Raw genomic sequence first — 15,748 nt, 5'->3', positions numbered from 1 at the left:
TTTGTCCGAGTCCGGGCACCACTATTCTTAACCCTCGCCTTTGGCGGGGGTTTTTTCGTTCCGGGGAACGGACTCTCCATCGAACTGCGTTCGATTATTCGCCGCAGGCGGCTCACCCCTTCGGGGCCAGCGCAAGCGCTGTTCAAAAACGCTCCCGGCGTTTTTGTCCGAGTCCGGGCACCACTATTCTTAACCCTCGCCTTTGGCGGGGGTTTTTCGTTCCGGGGAACGGACTCTCCATCGAACTGCGTTCAATGACTCGTCACGTCCCCGCGACTCGCCCTGCTTCTGCCATCCCGCCTCAGCATTTCTCTTGAGCAGTTACCGACCTTTAAAAAAACCTCAATATTGCTGTGTGTTTATTTGCGCTAAGTATTCAGGCTGCTTTTTTGCGCAGGTTCAACGCTGTTTCCTGTATATCATATACAGGCCTCGGCCCTGGACGATCGATACGAAAAAAAATCCATTAACCCCCTGATTTTAATAGAGGAAAGCATTGGTTAAATCATAACCGCAACAATAGATCGGGCGCATATATAAATAACACAGTAACTAAATTATAATTCTTTAACATCCGGTCGATATATGAGGTCAGAATGCGGTTAATTGTTATGCTGTTAAGCTTTATGCTCTTCACACCGGTCTGGGCAGGCGAGCTTTCCAGACCTGCCGGTAAAGTCCTTTTAACGCTGTCTGGTAATATCAAAAATACCAATGAAGGTGGAAAAGCCGTCTTTGATCTCGCTAGCCTTGAGAAACTGGGTATGGTCAGCTTTCAGACGACGTCTCCCTGGTATGATGGGCGCACTACCTTTACGGGTATCCCACTACAAAAGCTCATGGACTATGTCGGGGCGAAAGGTTCTGTTGTTAAGGTCACTGCGCTCAATGACTACACCACTGAAATCCCTCTCAGTGATTTTAAGAAACACAATGTCATCCTTGCTGTAAAAATCAACGGAGAATATATGCGCATCCGTGATAAAGGCCCGTTATTTGTTGTTTACCCTTATGACAGCAAGCCGGAGCTAAATAATCAGATCTATTATTCAAGATCGGCCTGGCAGGTCAGTAGAATGAATATTGAGTAAGGGGTCAGAAGACCAACATGAACAGAATTCTGGCTGGCATCATCTGTTTCCTTTTTATATCTACCGGATATATCTCCTTTCTTGTGCATGAAAGGCAACAAGAGTTGCAAAAATTGACCCACTACGCCGCTGCGTGGTCTGCTGCACAGATAGTCTCAGAGTATTATCGGCTTGAATCGATGCTTGGCCTTTACACTATCGATGAGACGATGCCGCTGGATGATGTGCGTATGCGTCTCGATCTTATGCTCAGCCAGAGCGATTTAATGAAAGAAGGTGATCTGAGGAATTATATAGAGAGTAATAAGGCCCATCATACTCTGGCTTTACAGCTTGAGAAGACGCTTGAGTATCTGGATCTTCATCTTGAGAAAATGAACCGCTCAGAACTCCAGGACTATCTGAAAAAAATGCAGACGCTTAATGCCCAGCTGGGGAGTCTGTCATCCGGCGCTTTAGATAAAGATATCAACCTGATTAATGACGCCAATCTCAAAATCAAAGCGCTGTACTATATCTACTCAGCCACATCGTTATTGCTGCTCATAATGAGTGCGATACTTGGCGTACTGGTATTTTATCAAAACAGAAATATTCTGAAGACACATCTTCAGGTGCAGAATCTTGCTGATGCACTGCAAGAATCTAAAGAAAAACTGCAAGCCCAAAATGCAAAGTTGGAGTATGACATCTTCCATGACTCACTGACACAGATGAATAACCGCCATTTTTTCTGGGGGAATTTGAATGAAACCATCGAGAGCGCAGTAAAAAACAATAATTCTGTGGTTGTGATGTTGTTTGATTTGGATCGATTCAAAGAGGTCAATGATACGTATGGTCATGATGTCGGCGATATGTTATTACGCCAGATATCAGACCGCCTGATTTCGATGGGCCTGATTTCCGATACGCTTTCCCGTTTAGGCGGTGATGAGTTTGCGTTTATCTCGAGTGGCCTGACGGAGAGTTGTGCCGTTTCACTAGCGCAAAATATAATCGATGCTATCAGCCAGCCCTACACGCTTTATAATACGATTATCAATATAACCACCAGTGTCGGCATTGTTATCTCAGACACTGAACGCCGCTCCGACTATCTCTACAAATTTGCCGATCTGGCTCTTTATGAAGCCAAAAATGAAGGCGCGGGTAAGATAAAAGTCTTCCGCCAGTGGATGTTAGAAAAACTGCAAGAAAGCCGCACCCTTGAGCATGATATGGCACAGGCGTTAGTGAACAAGGAGTTCGTGGTTTACTATCAGCCTATTGTCGATTCATTCAGCCGGGAAATTTACAGCTATGAAGCCCTTATTCGTTGGCTGCATCCTCTGAAGGGCCTCCTGTCGCCGGACAGCTTTATTCCTGTGGCTGAGAAAACAGGAATGATTAACGAGATGGGGAAATCGGTGCTTGAAATAGCCTGCCGGGAGGCCGCCTCCTGGGCGATCCCAGCTAAAATTTCAGTGAATGTCTCTCCTGTTCAACTAAGCAGCGAAGCCTTTGCTGGGATAGTGCTGTCCATTCTGAACGAAACGGGACTCCCCGCTGAGCGTCTTGAACTGGAAGTGACTGAATCCTCTCTCTTTATAGAGAGCACTACGCCGATGAATACGCTTAACATGCTGCGAGGACTGGGGGTGAAGATCTCCATCGATGATTTTGGTACCGGTTATTCTTCTCTTTCGCGCCTCAGCAAACTTGCCTTCGATAAAATCAAAATAGACAAGTCCTTCGTGCATTCGATATCAACACAGGAAGACGCCCTTAATATCATCAGGCTCATCACCGGCATGGCAAAATCCCTCAATATGAAGGCCGTTGCGGAAGGTGTTGAAACGAAGGAGCAGCTGGAAAGCCTTCAGATGCTGGGCTGTGATTTCTCACAAGGCTATCTGTTCGGTAAACCTCAGCCTTATGTAGATGAGAAAATCAAAAACGGTTAAAGGGAAAATGTGCTCCCTGCCTGTGAATTCATAGCGCAGCACAGGCATGACCGCTATCTCTGCTGCCTACGCTATATAAAGGGCGGCCTTAAAGCGTTCTGACGCATCAAAAACTGTGTGCCTCTGAAAGGTGCGCTATGTCATCACACATCTCTTGTAACTCATTGATCAACCTTGCCACATGGAAACCGTCGCACACAGAGTGATGTACCAGAACGGCGAGAGGCAATAATGTTTTTTCACCTTGTTTGTAGTATTTCCCGAGAGTGAACATGGGGGAAAAAAAGTTCTTCATATGAGCTACATTGGTATTAAAGCTGGTAAAACTTACCCAAGGAATAGCTGATATAAAAAATACATTTTCCCGCGATTCCGCCTTAGGCCAATAAGAGAGGTTATCACAATACGTTGTGGTGTCTTCAGAATAAATTTTTTGGAAGTGATGAATATTGCCATCGTAGTGACTCCATAATGAAGAAAAAGTCTCGGTTTCTTTATGGAAAATCGTGTAGCTTGGATGAACCTCATTCCATATAACAAGCGCATTATCCTTTATGGCCATACGGAACTCCGCATGATTGTTTACGACTTTAGAAAGAAGAAAAATAAGAGTAGGATAAAATTTCCAGCCAGCTTGCTTTATATGCTTTAGCAGCGCGGTAATATCCAGCAGGACGGTTTGGTTAAAGGTACATTGGGCAAACGACTGAAATACCTCAAAATGCTCCCTTCTTGCCCAACGAGACATGTCAACAGGCGTATATTCCGGGGTTGTTTTTTCCATTTTTTAACCTTTGATTATAAATTATCTATCAGACGTCAATCTAATTTTTTGTGTATTAAAAAAAATATATGGCCCAACCCGTTTTGGCAGAGAGCGCATTTTTGAGAGTAGCGCATCCTTATGCTCGCGGGAAGGAGACCTAAAACATTTAGTATATCAGATACTAAAAGTAGAGTGCTTGAATCCTTACCCTTTAGAACGAGCTTTAACATCCCCGTGTCTTTGGTTCGGTGACTCGTCGCATCCCTGCGACTCGCCTGCGGGCCAGCGCAAGCGCTGTCTGCTCCGAAAACCTATTTATTTATCTGCTGCGCGGATTTTAAGTGCTGTTCAACGACTGGCGTATGCGCGTCGGCCAGGGCCTTCACATCCGGATCCTTGATCATTTTGGCATCGCTCTGCAGCTTCGACAGCACCATCTGGTGATCCTTGGTACCGGCGTTTTCCATATACATCTTGTCAAATGCGTCACCGCTCTGCTTTTCCAGATTGGCGGCCATAGTCTTATGCATGGCATCCGGCTCAGTCGGCAGCGTTACGCCTTTTTGTTGGGCGACCGCCTGTACTTTGGTCAAGGCACCGCCGTGGTCATTAACCATCTGCTGAGCGAATGCTTTGACTTCGCTGCTTTGGGCTTTGCTCAGCGCGATCTTGGCGGCAGCGATTTCATTGATGTTGGCCTGCGCCATGTCCTTCAACGCTTTTTCGTCACCAGAGTCGAGCTTGGCAATCGAGCCGGTCTGGCCTACGGTGTTACTCTGCGCAGCGCTCGTCGTCTGGGCTTGTACGCCTACAGCGCTGAACATAGCGGCTGCTACCGATATGGCCAGCAGCCCTTTCAAGGTTTTACTCTTTTGCATGTTATTCTCCAGATGGTCATGGGTACGGTTTGTGTGAGGTAATTAACCGTGCGCAGCCTTGTAGATAAATGACAACTGCAATGGTCAGTATAGTGGATGAACGATTTAAGGCCGCAGGTTAACGCCGTTACCCTCTCTCCATTCCATCAATTTATTTGACCAATTCCGTTAAACAAATGGCATTTATTCTCACTATGTAACGCGTAAAGTAGGCGTATCGAAAGCAGGCCCCGGTCTGCCGCCTATTTCTCTGAAGCTGGGATAAACGCCATGAAAAAGATCGGATTTTTGTCATTTGGTCACTGGACGCCATCGCCGCAGTCCGGAACCCGTTCGGCCGCTGACGCGCTGCTGCAATCCATCGATCTGGCCGTTGCCGCCGAAGAGCTGGGCGCGGATGGCGCCTATTTCCGGGTGCACCACTTTGCCCGCCAGCTCGCCTCCCCCTTCCCGCTGCTGGCAGCCGTGGGCGCGAGAACCCGCCGGATTGAAATCGGTACCGGCGTGATCGACATGCGCTATGAGAACCCGCTCTATATGGCGGAAGATGCCGGTGCGGCGGATTTAATCTCTGGCGGCCGGTTGCAGCTGGGTATCAGCCGTGGCTCTCCGGAGCAGGTGATCGATGGCTGGCGCTATTTTGGTTATGCCCCGTCCGAAGGAGAAAATGAGTCGGATATGGCCCGCCGCCACACCGAGGTGCTGCTGGACGTGCTGCGTGGCGAAGGCTTTGCCAAGCCTAATCCACAGCCGATGTTCCCGAATCCGCCGGGCCTGCTGCGCCTTGAGCCGCACTCGGAGGGTCTGCGGGATCGTATCTGGTGGGGCGCCGGTTCGAATGCCACCGCCGTCTGGGCCGCGAAACTGGGCATGAACCTGCAAAGCTCGACGCTGAAGGACGATGAGACAGGCGAACCGTTCCATATTCAGCAGGCAAAACAGATCCGGGCCTATCGCGAAGCCTGGGCAGACGCGGGCCATACCCGTACGCCACGCGTCTCGGTTAGCCGCAGCATTTTTGCCCTGATGGATGAGCGCGACCGAATGTACTTCGGTTCAAGCCGTAACGAAAGCGACAGCATCGGGTTCCTCGATGAGAAAACGCGGGCGATTTTCGGACGTAGCTATGCCGCAGAGCCTGAAAAGCTGATCGCGCAGCTAAAGCAGGACGAGGCGATCGCCGAAGCGGATACCCTGCTGCTGACCGTGCCTAATCAGCTCGGCGTGGAGTACAACGCCCATGTTATCGAGTCCATCCTGAAGCACGTGGCGCCGGCGATGGGCTGGCGCGACTAAAACCGCAACCCGGCAGGACAAAACGCCTCGCGTGCTTTACAGCATGCGAGGCGTTATAGTTTATGCAGCAACTGTGCAGGCTTAAGCTCTGGAGACGCTTTATGAGTAATGAAACACCCCTGAAGTATTATGACATTGCGGATGAGTATGCGACGGAAGCCGCTAAGCCCGTAGGTGAGTCCGAACGTGACGCCCTGGCGCGCTATTTCGAGCTGCTGATCACCCGTTTGATGAATAACGAAGAGATCAGTGAAGAGGCACAGCGCGAGATGGCCCTCGAAGCGAGCATTGATGCAGAACGTATCGATGAGATCGCAGAGTTTCTGAATCGATGGGGCAACGAGTAGCATCTGTTCAAAGACGTAGTCTGCGCAGGCATTGTGCTTTACACTGCGCGCTGCAAAAATTGAGTAGATAAACGATTAATCAGGCGGTAATGGCGATGAACGGAACGATCACAACGTGGTTTAAAGATAAAGGTTTTGGATTTATCAAAGATGAGAACGGGGATAACCGTTATTTTCATGTGATTAAGGTCGCCAACCCTGAGCTGATCAAAAAAGATGCGGCGGTGACGTTCGAGCCCACCACCAATAACAAGGGCCTGTCAGCGTACGCGGTGAAGGTTGCCCCGGAAAGCAAGTATATCTACATTGCAGGCGAGCGCATCAAACTCACTTCGATCAAGTCTTACGTGGTTTACAGCGAAGAAGTGCCTGCTGATGCCGGTATCGATAAAGAGAATCCGGTGCTGTCGGTGGGTATCCTGATGAACAGCATCCGACCAAAGTCAGACATCAAGCCGGGCGAAATGCGCTCGCTGAAAAAGCTGGCGATCACCACCTTCCAGGGTACGACGCTGATCTTCTCGGAAGATGAGATAGATATCGATGCCACGGTAAAAATGCTTAAGGTCTAACGTTACTCAGACCAACGCGGCTGCCGAAATCCTGCGCTATACCCTAAGCAGAATTTCGGCAGAACTTTATTTCGCAAATAAAACACGTAACAACGTCAGCACTATTTTCCTGCGCCCCGTCACGTCCTCACCATATATGGTAGTTGCCTTTCCCGTATAGCCTGTTAAAGGCGTAAAGCGTGTATAAAGCAAAAAAATTAGATATTGACTGATGATATGGAGATGTTAAATTCCTTGCGAATTTAAATTTGAGATCGCCGCCCTTTCTATTGTCAGCTCTGTTTAACGACGGGCGATTTTCGGCTGTCGCAATACAGCGAAACACCAGCAACTTTACACCTTAACTAAAATCACGAGTATATTCTATGTCAGAACAGCTGCAAAACTCACCGCTCGCCGAAAATTCAAAAATCACTACAATCAGAATTATTTATATTCTGTTTATCGTCAGCTATTTCACTGGCGGGTTAGCGGCGCTTGTTGGCGTGATCATGGCCTATGTTAATCGTTCCAGCGCGACGCCCTTCGAGAAAGAGCATTTTAACTACCTGATCAAACTCTTCTGGATCAGCTTTGTCGTGATGATTGTCGCGGCTCTGACATGGGTATTTGTTATCGGTATGATTATTGGCCTTGTCTGGTTTATCTGGTCATTAATCAAAATTATTAAGGGTATGAGCCGTCTTGGCGAAGGCAAACTGCCGAAAGCCTAACGCCATTACGTCTATCCCCTTCAAAAAGTTATCAATGGCGACATTGATAACTTTTTTGCATTGGTAAAATCACGAACACAAATGGAACCAAGAGATGATCGTGTCACCACACAACTTCATTCTGCGAACGCTACTGATTCTCTCGCTAGCGCTTGTGTTAAACGGCTGCTCTGTCCGTTACGATAAAAACGGTAAGATGCTTTTTAACCCCGATCTGGCGAGCGTGCTGGGCAACGAAGTTGGTCAGTTTACGCTGGCCGATGGCTCAAAAGGTGCGCTTCGGGAGATGAATGGCCGCTATAGCCTGAAGTGGAGCAATCTGATGATTGAGCGTCCGCTGGAAGGGGTTAGCTGGGTGAGGATCATCAATCAGTATCAGATCGAAGGGCATACGCTGCTGTTGCTGAAGGTGGCTACGCCCGCCTGCCCGGCACAGTATCGTCTGGTCGATCTACAGAATACGCGCTCCCAGGAGTGGGCATTTACAGGCATTTGCGATATCGGGCCGGACGTGACGGCCAGCGCGGATAAGCTACAGCTCAATTTTAAAGTCGATAACCGCATCGAACAGTTCAACTGGCAGCATGGTGAGGTTTATCATCGTCGGCTCCCGGTTCAGCAAACAAAAACCGTTCAGAATAACACCGCGAATAAAACCACATCCTCCCGCAAGGCCAAATCTCAGGCCCCGGCCAAACCAACGAAACGCACCCAGGTAAAAGCCGCAGAGCCGCTGCCGCCGAAGGTCGCTCAGCCTGAGCTGGACAACTCCTTGCCCACTGAAATCTACCAGCCAACAAAAACCCGCCAGACAAGCCTGGGTATTAAGTCATGACGGAGCAGGTTTTGGGCGATAAACAGGTGCGGGATGGGATCAAACGCTCCCCTCTCCCCGCCTGGCAAAACTGGCTGGTGATGGGCATCACCCTCACCTATCTCATCTGTGAACTGGCGTTCAATTCCCGTCTGCTGGATCTGGTAGGCAGTATCTCAACGGCAGAAGAGGTTCACAACATGGAGCGGTACGGCAGAACCTTAACTGCCATTGCCGCAGCGCTTCTGGTGTTACAATTTGCGCTTGTAGGCATCGCCAGACTGAGGAGGAAAAACCTCTCTCTGTCGCCTAAGGTCAGCATAGGCGCGGTGCTTTGCCTGTGTCTGCTCACCGGCACCGTAACGTGGCATGCTGTGGAGTGGTTTATTGAGCGCCAGGTCTCTAATAGCACGGGGGAGTTCCGCCAGATGTCTCTCCTGGCGCAGCTCTACCAACAATCGTTGATTGATGGACACCAGACGCTGGAGGGCATTCCGCTCGATAGCCACGGTGGTCAGGCGCAAACCTGGAGCAGCCCGTCAGGAAAGGCATTTCTGGCGATGCTGCCGATCCTGCTCAGCTCCGTTGACCGTTATCATGAGCTGTTGAAAAGCGGCGCGGAACAAAATTTGCGTGACAGCATCAGCGCCAGGGAGGGCGGGCTGCTTGGCTTTTACAAAGCCTGGCTCCAGGCACGGGAAGCAGTCCACAAACAGTATGTTGCCTACTACAACGACGAGATGGATATCAGCGAACCAACCCGCCGCGAGCAGGAAAAAGCCTGGCAACGGTATGAACGCTCGCTGCGCGCTAAGGGGCTGAGAACCTGGAATGTCCCCAGACGCTACTATGCCAGCGTTCGCAGCAATGTCCGCGCCCAGGGCGTGCCGGTAGCCAATAACTGGTCGCCATCGGATCGTGCTGGCTTTGATGCCGCAGTGGCGAAAACGGTCAGGCAGCAATATCTCGCCCAGCGGACCGTTGTTTTCAACGGGGTGACGATCCCCAAACGCCTCGACTGGGGCGTCTTTTTCCGCCAGGAAGTGGTACAGAAATCTCTCCGCGAAAAATTGCTGCTGCCGGCAGGCACGCTGGTGCGCGAGGAGTATCCCCTAAACGATGGGCTCAAACTTTTTGCCCTTGAGCTGCACGCTGCCCATCTTAACGAGGCGGTGAAACAGCAGTTACCGAAACTGCGTGCTTCCTTACGCAGTTATAGCATCGGTGGGGAGAATGAAAAGCAGGGAGAGGATGCCGCACGCGCGGTAATTGTGCCGCCTGTTGCGCTGATCTTCTCGCTAATTGGTGCGCTCACCCATCTGGCAAAACTGCTCTATTTAATCCTCGTTCCTCTGACCGCCGCCATCTTAAGCAGAAAATCCTCGCGTACCGCGCGCGTGCTTAATCACCATCCGCTGGTGTTCCCCGTGGCACTGATTTCGGGTCTGCTGGTGATGTTCAGCTACATGAATAACAGCATCACCGTCTCTCCGGCCTATCAGGATTTAAAAAACGCGTTGCAGGGTGCGAAAATTACTATCACCGATGAACCCCTGTTTCTGCGCGGCGAGTCGTTATTACGTATCGTTCACGCCGTCAGTATTGGGCAAAGCTATAGCTATCCCATGAATCAATATCTGCGGGAAACCGCGCTAGGCGGATTTGATTTCGGCTATAGCACGCATGAAAACGCTCTTCCCCTTGGAAATCAATAATTAACGAAGCGAGGCAGAAATGAAAAAAAGCGTATTAGTTGCTGTTTTACTCGGTATGAGCGCATCGGTGTACGCCGGAGAAGCGCATGTGTGCGGTTCGCGTGAGGTAAATGCGCTGGCAAGCGATCAGGGTAATGTCGATGACAGCACCCTGTTCACCTGCGGCGGTGGCGTAAAAGGCACCATTCCGGAGCTGGCGAAACAGGGTTGGAAAATTGTGCAGGTCACTGACCAGGTTGGTACGCTTTCGCAAACGGATCCCACCAAAACTACCACCTATTCACGTCTGATTATTCAGAAAGACTAGGCGGGTTAACAAACGCCTCAGGTAGCCTTCCTGCAGAAAATGCCGCACCATGCACTATAATTCGGCAACTCTTCACCCGACTGGCGGCCTATGACTACGCAACTGCTTACCCGACACTGGCGTATTCCCGGCGCGGTAATGCTTCTGCTTACCGCGCTCCTTGCTCTCTTCACGCTGTACAGCCACTGGGGTGCGTTCATTCAGTGGTGCCTGAGCACGCAAATTACCCTCCACCGCTATCTGGTGATGTACCTGCTACAGCTCAATAATCACCAGTACAGCGGCGGCCTGTGGTTGCTGACCGGGGCATTTCTTTATGGCGTGCTGCATGCGATTGGACCGGGCCACGGTAAGTTTATTGTCGCCACCTATCTCAGCACTAATCAGGAGAGCCCGCTGGCTACCCGAGTGGTGCCGTTTCTTGGCAGTCTGATGCAGGGCGTCAGCGCGATCCTGTTCGTGTTTATCCTGGCCGTCGGCTTTAACCTGGCGGCGGGCAACCTGAGCGAAAGCCGCTGGTACGTTGAGAAAATCAGCGCCCTGATGATTGGCGGCTTTGGCGCATACGTTATTTACCGGGCGCTGAAGAGCCTCAGGCCGCGTAAGATGCGTATCGCCTCCCTGACGCCGCTCGGGCATCAGCATGCACCAGACTGCGGCTGTTGCCATCACGGTGTAGGCATGGCGACGCAGGGTGACTGGAAGACCCGGCTGGGAGTTATTCTGGCGATCGGGGCTCGCCCGTGCAGCGGGGCGATTATGATCCTGCTCTTCTCTAACGCGCTGGGGATTGTAAGCTGGGGAATTGCCGCCGTTATGACAATGTCATTCGGTACGGCGCTGTCGATTATGGGCCTCTCACTGGCGGTCCGCTACGCCCGCGGACGTACGGCGGCGCTGTTTGGCGGCGAGGCACAGCGTCTGGCATGGCTGGTTCCAGCCTTGAAGGTTACGGGCGGCGTGGCGTTAATTCTGTTTGCCACCGTGCTGTTTTTAACCGTGATCCCAGTTAGCGCCAACGGGGACTACATCGCGGCGGGTTGCTAAGAGCAGACATAATGTAGGCCTGATAAGCGTAGCGCCATCAGGCGTTGTCATTGACGCCGGGTGGCGGCTAAAGCCTGACCCGGCCTACCCATTCAGACTACCCATTAATAAAAAAAGCGGGCCTCGGCCCGCTTTTTACTGAGTACTGAAACTTACTCGTTAATCTTCGGATGCTGATCGACCAGTCGCGAACGCTTCTTCTGCAGCTCAGCGATCTCTTCGTCAATATCCTCAATTTTCTGCTCGATGTTGTCGTGATGCTCCTGCAGGATCTCACGCGCTTCCTGAATATCCGATGCCGCCGGGGTGGCGCCGCGCAGCGGACGGTTAGCCGTCTCCTTCATCGTAACGCCGGTGATCAGGCCAATCACTGCCACGACCATCAGGTAGTAGGCTGGCATCATCAGGTTCTCGGTGCTCTCTACCAGCCAGGCCGCCAGCGTCGGCGTCAAACCCGCAATCAGAATCGATATGTTGAAGGCGCTGGCCAGGGCGCTAAAGCGCAGGTGCGTCGGGAACATCGCGGGTAGCGTGGAGGCCATCACCCCGGTAAAGCAGTTGAGGATCACCGCCAGCATCAGCAGACCAGCAAAAATCAGGCCGATAACGTCGCTGTTAATCATCATGAAGGCCGGGATCGCCAGCAAGAACAGCGCGACGCTGCCCAGAATAACGAACGGACGACGGCCAAAGCGGTCGCTTAGCAGTCCCATCACTGGCTGGACAAATAGCATCCCGATCATGATGGCGATGATAATCAGCACGCCGTGATCTTCCGAGTAGTGCAGGTTATGCGACAGGTAGCTCGGCATATAGGTCAGCAGCATGTAGTAGGTGACGTTGGTTGAGATCACCAGACCGATACAGGCCAGCAGGCTGCGCCAGTGCTTAGTCGCAATCTCTTTAAACGATACCTTCGGTCCATCCTGCAACCCTTCGCGATCGCCCTGCTCCAGCTTATCCACATGCTGCTGGAACGCAGGCGTCTCTTCCAGAGCATGACGCAGGTAGAGGCCAATCAGCCCCAGCGGCAGCGCCAGGAAGAATGGAATACGCCAGCCCCAATCAAGGAAGTTCTCTTCGCCGACAACGGTAGAGAGCACTACCACTACGCCCGCGCCAAGCACGAAACCGGCGATGGAGCCGAAGTCCAGCCAGCTGCCCATAAAGCCGCGCTTACGGTCCGGAGAGTATTCGGCAACGAATATCGATGCGCCGGTATACTCGCCCCCTACCGAGAAGCCCTGAGCCATCTTACAGACCAGCAGCAGGATCGGTGCCCAGATACCAATGCTTTCATAAGAGGGTATCAACCCGATACAGAAGGTACTGATCGACATAATCACAATGGTGATGGCGAGTATCTTCTGACGGCCGTATTTATCACCCAGCATACCGAAGAACAGTCCGCCGAGCGGTCGGATCAGGAAGGGAACTGAGAACGTACCCAGAGCAGCTATCATCTGTACGCTAGGGTTAGCGTCCGGGAAGAAAACCTTACCGAGCGCGTAAGCCACAAAGCCATACACACCAAAATCAAACCACTCCATCGCATTACCCAGCGAAGCAGCGGTAATAGCCTTACGCAGCTTACCGTCATCAATAATGGTGACATCACGCAGCGTAATAGGCTTAACTTTTTTCCTTTTAAGCATCTTTATCCTCTTTTGACTTGCGCCCTTAATCGCCTGGCCAGGAAGGCATGCGCCTCTATGGTGATGCTAAACGTTCAGGATGCCGTGGCATCCCTCTTCAAGAGTAGCAGGTTTAGATATTCATCCTGATTAAAGCCTGTACAACTAAACCTGTTTACGCCTGATTGGGCAGTTAACGAGCTATTAACATTAACAGGGTTTAAAAATGTGATCAACTTCACACAAAGAGTGCGGTTAATCTATTTCCGCCACCTTTGGAAATCGAGGCGCCGTTAACCGCCAGGCTGCACCAGTAAATATAAAATATGGCTACACATACATTTTCCATCAATAACTCAGCTAATTATTTCAACGCTAGCAATTTAAAACTCTCATTTTTACAAGGTATTTACACTTATTTTCCCTCATCGATGCGTTATAAATCTTTACGCGAAATATGTGACGAAGATAACTAAAACACTGTTTTATTTTCATTGAATCGATATTCCAAAGATCGCATCATAGCCGCAGTTCTAACGCGCCAGGAGGAGCGAGGGGGGCCATGCCAGCCACGATTTTCCCGGTTCGATTTGCATAATGATATCGAAGGCCTCAACGCCAGGATGCCTTAACCAATTGAAAATAAAACTATTATTTTCTCGCTCGTGTAGCGTGATGAGAAGTGAGGGTTCATAATGAAAATCAAGGCCACAATTGAACGCATCCCCGGTGGGATGATGCTAGTCCCGCTGCTGCTCGGTGCGATCTTAAATACTTTAGCACCCGATACCGGTGCCTATTTCGGTTCATTCACCAAGGGTATGATTTCCGGTACGGTACCGATTCTGGCCGTCTGGTTTTTCTGCATTGGGGCCTCCATTGATTTACGCGCTACCGGTACGGTATTACGTAAATCCGGAACCCTGGTGCTCACCAAAATTGCCGTCGCATGGCTTGTGGCGATGATTGCCGCCAGCTTTATTCCGGAGCAGGGCATTCAGACAGGCTTCTTTGCCGGGATTTCCGTGCTGGCGATTGTCTCCGCGATGGATATGACTAACGGCGGTCTCTATGCCAGCCTGATGAACCAGTACGGCACTAAAGAGGAGTCCGGGGCGTTCGTTCTGATGTCGCTGGAGTCCGGCCCGCTGATGACTATGGTGATCCTTGGCTCAGCTGGCCTGGCCTCCTTTGAGCCACACCACTTTATCGGCGCGGTGCTGCCGTTCCTGATCGGCTTTGCGCTGGGTAACCTCGACCACGACCTGAGAGCGTTCTTTAGCAAGGCGACGCCGGTACTGATCCCATTCTTCGGCTTCGCGCTGGGTAACACCATCAACCTGAAAGTGATTATGGACACTGGCCTGCTGGGTATCGTCCTCGGCGTGGCGGTGATTATTATTACCGGTATCCCGCTGATCCTGGCTGACAAGTTTATTGGTGGCGGTAACGGTACGGCAGGTGTCGCGGCCTCGTCAGCGGCGGGTGCGGCAGTCGCAAACCCGGTCATTATCGCCCAGATCAACCCGGCGTTTGAACCGGTGGCGGCGTCAGCGACGGCGCTGGTAGCAGCAAGCGTGATTGTGACGGCGATTCTGGTACCGATTATTACGGCACTCTATGCACGACGCTTTGGCGAACCGCAGAGTGCGGTGAGTAGAGAGAAGGCAATAGAAGCAGACTCGTTACATCACTAAGCCGCTTTTTCTTTCAGCCCCTCCTGCCAGCCGGGAGGGGTTACACGCTCTCCCCGAAGATCTCATCCACCATCGCCGTTGCCAGTCGCGTTGCCGAACAGAGTCTCGGCATTCCCAGCGCCACGTTTTGCCAGCTTTGAGTAATAGTCCAGCATATCGGGTGACGATCCGCGTCGCACCAGTCTCCCAGCCAGCCCAGCATATCTTTATAGTCCATCAGGCCCGGCGTGGTGGGCGTCGTTAACCACTGATGATAGAAGTGACGCGTGGCGGGCGAGGCGTTGATCCCCTGCGCCAGAAAATCGGCGGCCATAGCCCGGAGATTGTCCTTCAGCAGCGAGGAGGCCTCCGGACTGGTCAGGCGACAGGCGTCGCCGAACGCGCCCCAGCGCAGCTCCTCAAGGGCGATGTAGCAGCGCCCGGCCATAGACCAGCCGTTATATTTGCCGGCACGCCAGCGGGTAAAAATCTGCTCGCTGTGCACGCCCGCCTGCACCATCAGACCGCGCTGGGTTAAGGCTTTCTCTTTCCACGCAGCGCGCTGGCTGAAGTGCTTATGCAGCTCGGCAATCTGCACAGGCAAGGCGGCAGACGCGGCGGGACGGCGCTCGGCATTGTGTTGGAGCATAGCCAGCCGCTGAGTGATGCGCGAGAGCGCAAGCTGGCCCGGATCGAACATGCTTGCCAGCTTTTCGGCCAGGCCAAGGCGCAGGGCGTCGTTCTCAGTAAAGACGCCGGCCATAGCCCACGGACGCAGCTGCGTCTGGTTCATGATCTCCTGCGTCAGGCGATCGCGTAACAGCTGCTGCTGCGGCACGATCTGCGCCTGGCGGGGAGCATCAATGCCCAGCACCAGATCGACGATAAACTTCGGATGGATACACTCCAGCGTACTTCCGGGTCCGTCCAGTAGTCGATTTTTCAT

15 protein-coding genes are annotated in these 15,748 nt (G+C 51.8%); 11 read left to right on the top strand and 4 right to left on the bottom strand.

What is annotated here, in order from left to right; genetic code table 11:
* Positions 1–596 precede the first annotated feature (596 nt).
* Both RTX96_RS16125 and RTX96_RS16120 read left to right on the top strand, forming a co-directional pair.
* On the top strand, positions 597–1,091 hold the full coding sequence (locus tag RTX96_RS16125) for a molybdopterin-dependent oxidoreductase (protein ID WP_103818676.1): 495 nt from the start codon (positions 597–599) through the stop codon (positions 1,089–1,091).
* A gap of 17 nt (positions 1,092–1,108) precedes the next feature.
* Positions 1,109–3,037, top strand: a complete 1,929-nt coding sequence (locus RTX96_RS16120) for a bifunctional diguanylate cyclase/phosphodiesterase (RefSeq protein WP_312671551.1) — start codon at positions 1,109–1,111, stop codon at positions 3,035–3,037.
* A 106-nt stretch (positions 3,038–3,143) separates the two neighbouring features.
* On the opposite strand, the gene catA is transcribed toward RTX96_RS16120, so the two are convergent.
* Both catA and RTX96_RS16110 read right to left on the bottom strand, forming a co-directional pair.
* The gene (gene catA / locus RTX96_RS16115) at positions 3,144–3,821 is read right to left on the bottom strand and encodes a type A chloramphenicol O-acetyltransferase (protein ID WP_312671550.1); all 678 of its coding nucleotides are present in this window, start codon (positions 3,819–3,821) and stop codon (positions 3,144–3,146) included.
* Between the two features lie 293 nt (positions 3,822–4,114).
* A complete protein-coding gene (locus tag RTX96_RS16110) occupies positions 4,115–4,681 on the bottom strand; it encodes a DUF4142 domain-containing protein (protein ID WP_312671549.1) in 567 nt (188 codons plus the stop codon).
* 270 nt (positions 4,682–4,951) lie between these two features.
* On the opposite strand from RTX96_RS16110, the gene RTX96_RS16105 reads away from it, so the two are divergent.
* From RTX96_RS16105 to RTX96_RS16070, 8 genes are all read left to right on the top strand, one after another.
* Positions 4,952–5,977 (top strand): LLM class flavin-dependent oxidoreductase, encoded by a 1,026-nt coding sequence (locus tag RTX96_RS16105; RefSeq protein ID WP_312671548.1) that lies wholly within the window; start codon positions 4,952–4,954, stop codon positions 5,975–5,977.
* 101 nt (positions 5,978–6,078) lie between these two features.
* Positions 6,079–6,324 (top strand): DUF2543 family protein, encoded by a 246-nt coding sequence (locus RTX96_RS16100; RefSeq protein WP_103818681.1) that lies wholly within the window; start codon positions 6,079–6,081, stop codon positions 6,322–6,324.
* Positions 6,325–6,413: 89 nt separating this feature from the next.
* Positions 6,414–6,896: a cold-shock protein gene (locus tag RTX96_RS16095; protein ID WP_103818682.1), complete on the top strand. Its 483-nt coding sequence runs from the start codon at positions 6,414–6,416 to the stop codon at positions 6,894–6,896.
* A gap of 365 nt (positions 6,897–7,261) precedes the next feature.
* On the top strand, positions 7,262–7,609 hold the full coding sequence (locus RTX96_RS16090) for a DUF4870 family protein (protein ID WP_103818683.1): 348 nt from the start codon (positions 7,262–7,264) through the stop codon (positions 7,607–7,609).
* Between the two features lie 94 nt (positions 7,610–7,703).
* Positions 7,704–8,444: a hypothetical protein gene (locus tag RTX96_RS16085; RefSeq protein ID WP_103818684.1), complete on the top strand. Its 741-nt coding sequence runs from the start codon at positions 7,704–7,706 to the stop codon at positions 8,442–8,444.
* On the top strand, positions 8,441–10,138 hold the full coding sequence (locus RTX96_RS16080; protein ID WP_312671547.1) for a hypothetical protein: 1,698 nt from the start codon (positions 8,441–8,443) through the stop codon (positions 10,136–10,138). The genes RTX96_RS16085 and RTX96_RS16080 overlap by 4 nt, the downstream gene beginning before the upstream one ends.
* A gap of 19 nt (positions 10,139–10,157) precedes the next feature.
* Positions 10,158–10,445 carry a hypothetical protein gene (locus RTX96_RS16075; RefSeq protein WP_103818686.1) on the top strand — a complete coding sequence of 96 codons (288 nt, stop codon included), beginning with the start codon at positions 10,158–10,160 and terminating at the stop codon, positions 10,443–10,445.
* 90 nt (positions 10,446–10,535) lie between these two features.
* The gene (locus tag RTX96_RS16070; RefSeq protein WP_312671546.1) at positions 10,536–11,492 is read left to right on the top strand and encodes a nickel/cobalt transporter; all 957 of its coding nucleotides are present in this window, start codon (positions 10,536–10,538) and stop codon (positions 11,490–11,492) included.
* A 152-nt stretch (positions 11,493–11,644) separates the two neighbouring features.
* Here the strand turns inward: RTX96_RS16070 and proP are convergent, their stop codons facing one another.
* Positions 11,645–13,147, bottom strand: a complete 1,503-nt coding sequence (gene proP, locus RTX96_RS16065; RefSeq protein ID WP_103818688.1) for a glycine betaine/L-proline transporter ProP — start codon at positions 13,145–13,147, stop codon at positions 11,645–11,647.
* 674 nt (positions 13,148–13,821) lie between these two features.
* On the opposite strand from proP, the gene kdgT reads away from it, so the two are divergent.
* The gene (gene kdgT, locus RTX96_RS16060; RefSeq protein WP_103818689.1) at positions 13,822–14,823 is read left to right on the top strand and encodes a 2-keto-3-deoxygluconate transporter; all 1,002 of its coding nucleotides are present in this window, start codon (positions 13,822–13,824) and stop codon (positions 14,821–14,823) included.
* 40 nt (positions 14,824–14,863) lie between these two features.
* Here the strand turns inward: kdgT and RTX96_RS16055 are convergent, their stop codons facing one another.
* Positions 14,864–15,748, bottom strand: coding sequence for a diguanylate cyclase regulator RdcB family protein (locus RTX96_RS16055; RefSeq protein ID WP_312671545.1), 885 nt, complete (start codon positions 15,746–15,748; stop codon positions 14,864–14,866).

The sequence above is a fragment of the Pseudescherichia sp. genome (genome assembly GCF_032052675.1).
Taxonomy (GTDB): domain Bacteria; phylum Pseudomonadota; class Gammaproteobacteria; order Enterobacterales; family Enterobacteriaceae; genus Pseudescherichia.
The sequence above is the reverse complement of the archived record's forward strand: the minus strand, read 5'-3'. Positions and strand labels throughout refer to the sequence as shown.

What these genes read in the sequence shown, in the direction of transcription:
- RTX96_RS16125 (WP_103818676.1), top strand. Translation starts at nt 597, where the DNA reads ATGCGGTTAATTGTTATGCTGTTAAGCTTTATGCTCTTCACACCGGTC.
- RTX96_RS16120 (WP_312671551.1), top strand. Translation starts at nt 1,109, where the DNA reads ATGAACAGAATTCTGGCTGGCATCATCTGTTTCCTTTTTATATCTACC.
- catA (WP_312671550.1), bottom strand. Translation starts at nt 3,821, where the DNA reads ATGGAAAAAACAACCCCGGAATATACGCCTGTTGACATGTCTCGTTGG.
- RTX96_RS16110 (WP_312671549.1), bottom strand. Translation starts at nt 4,681, where the DNA reads ATGCAAAAGAGTAAAACCTTGAAAGGGCTGCTGGCCATATCGGTAGCA.
- RTX96_RS16105 (WP_312671548.1), top strand. Translation starts at nt 4,952, where the DNA reads ATGAAAAAGATCGGATTTTTGTCATTTGGTCACTGGACGCCATCGCCG.
- RTX96_RS16100 (WP_103818681.1), top strand. Translation starts at nt 6,079, where the DNA reads ATGAGTAATGAAACACCCCTGAAGTATTATGACATTGCGGATGAGTAT.
- RTX96_RS16095 (WP_103818682.1), top strand. Translation starts at nt 6,414, where the DNA reads ATGGCGATGAACGGAACGATCACAACGTGGTTTAAAGATAAAGGTTTT.
- RTX96_RS16090 (WP_103818683.1), top strand. Translation starts at nt 7,262, where the DNA reads ATGTCAGAACAGCTGCAAAACTCACCGCTCGCCGAAAATTCAAAAATC.
- RTX96_RS16085 (WP_103818684.1), top strand. Translation starts at nt 7,704, where the DNA reads ATGATCGTGTCACCACACAACTTCATTCTGCGAACGCTACTGATTCTC.
- RTX96_RS16080 (WP_312671547.1), top strand. Translation starts at nt 8,441, where the DNA reads ATGACGGAGCAGGTTTTGGGCGATAAACAGGTGCGGGATGGGATCAAA.
- RTX96_RS16075 (WP_103818686.1), top strand. Translation starts at nt 10,158, where the DNA reads ATGAAAAAAAGCGTATTAGTTGCTGTTTTACTCGGTATGAGCGCATCG.
- RTX96_RS16070 (WP_312671546.1), top strand. Translation starts at nt 10,536, where the DNA reads ATGACTACGCAACTGCTTACCCGACACTGGCGTATTCCCGGCGCGGTA.
- proP (WP_103818688.1), bottom strand. Translation starts at nt 13,147, where the DNA reads ATGCTTAAAAGGAAAAAAGTTAAGCCTATTACGCTGCGTGATGTCACC.
- kdgT (WP_103818689.1), top strand. Translation starts at nt 13,822, where the DNA reads ATGAAAATCAAGGCCACAATTGAACGCATCCCCGGTGGGATGATGCTA.
- RTX96_RS16055 (WP_312671545.1), bottom strand. Translation starts at nt 15,748, where the DNA reads ATGAAAAATCGACTACTGGACGGACCCGGAAGTACGCTGGAGTGTATC.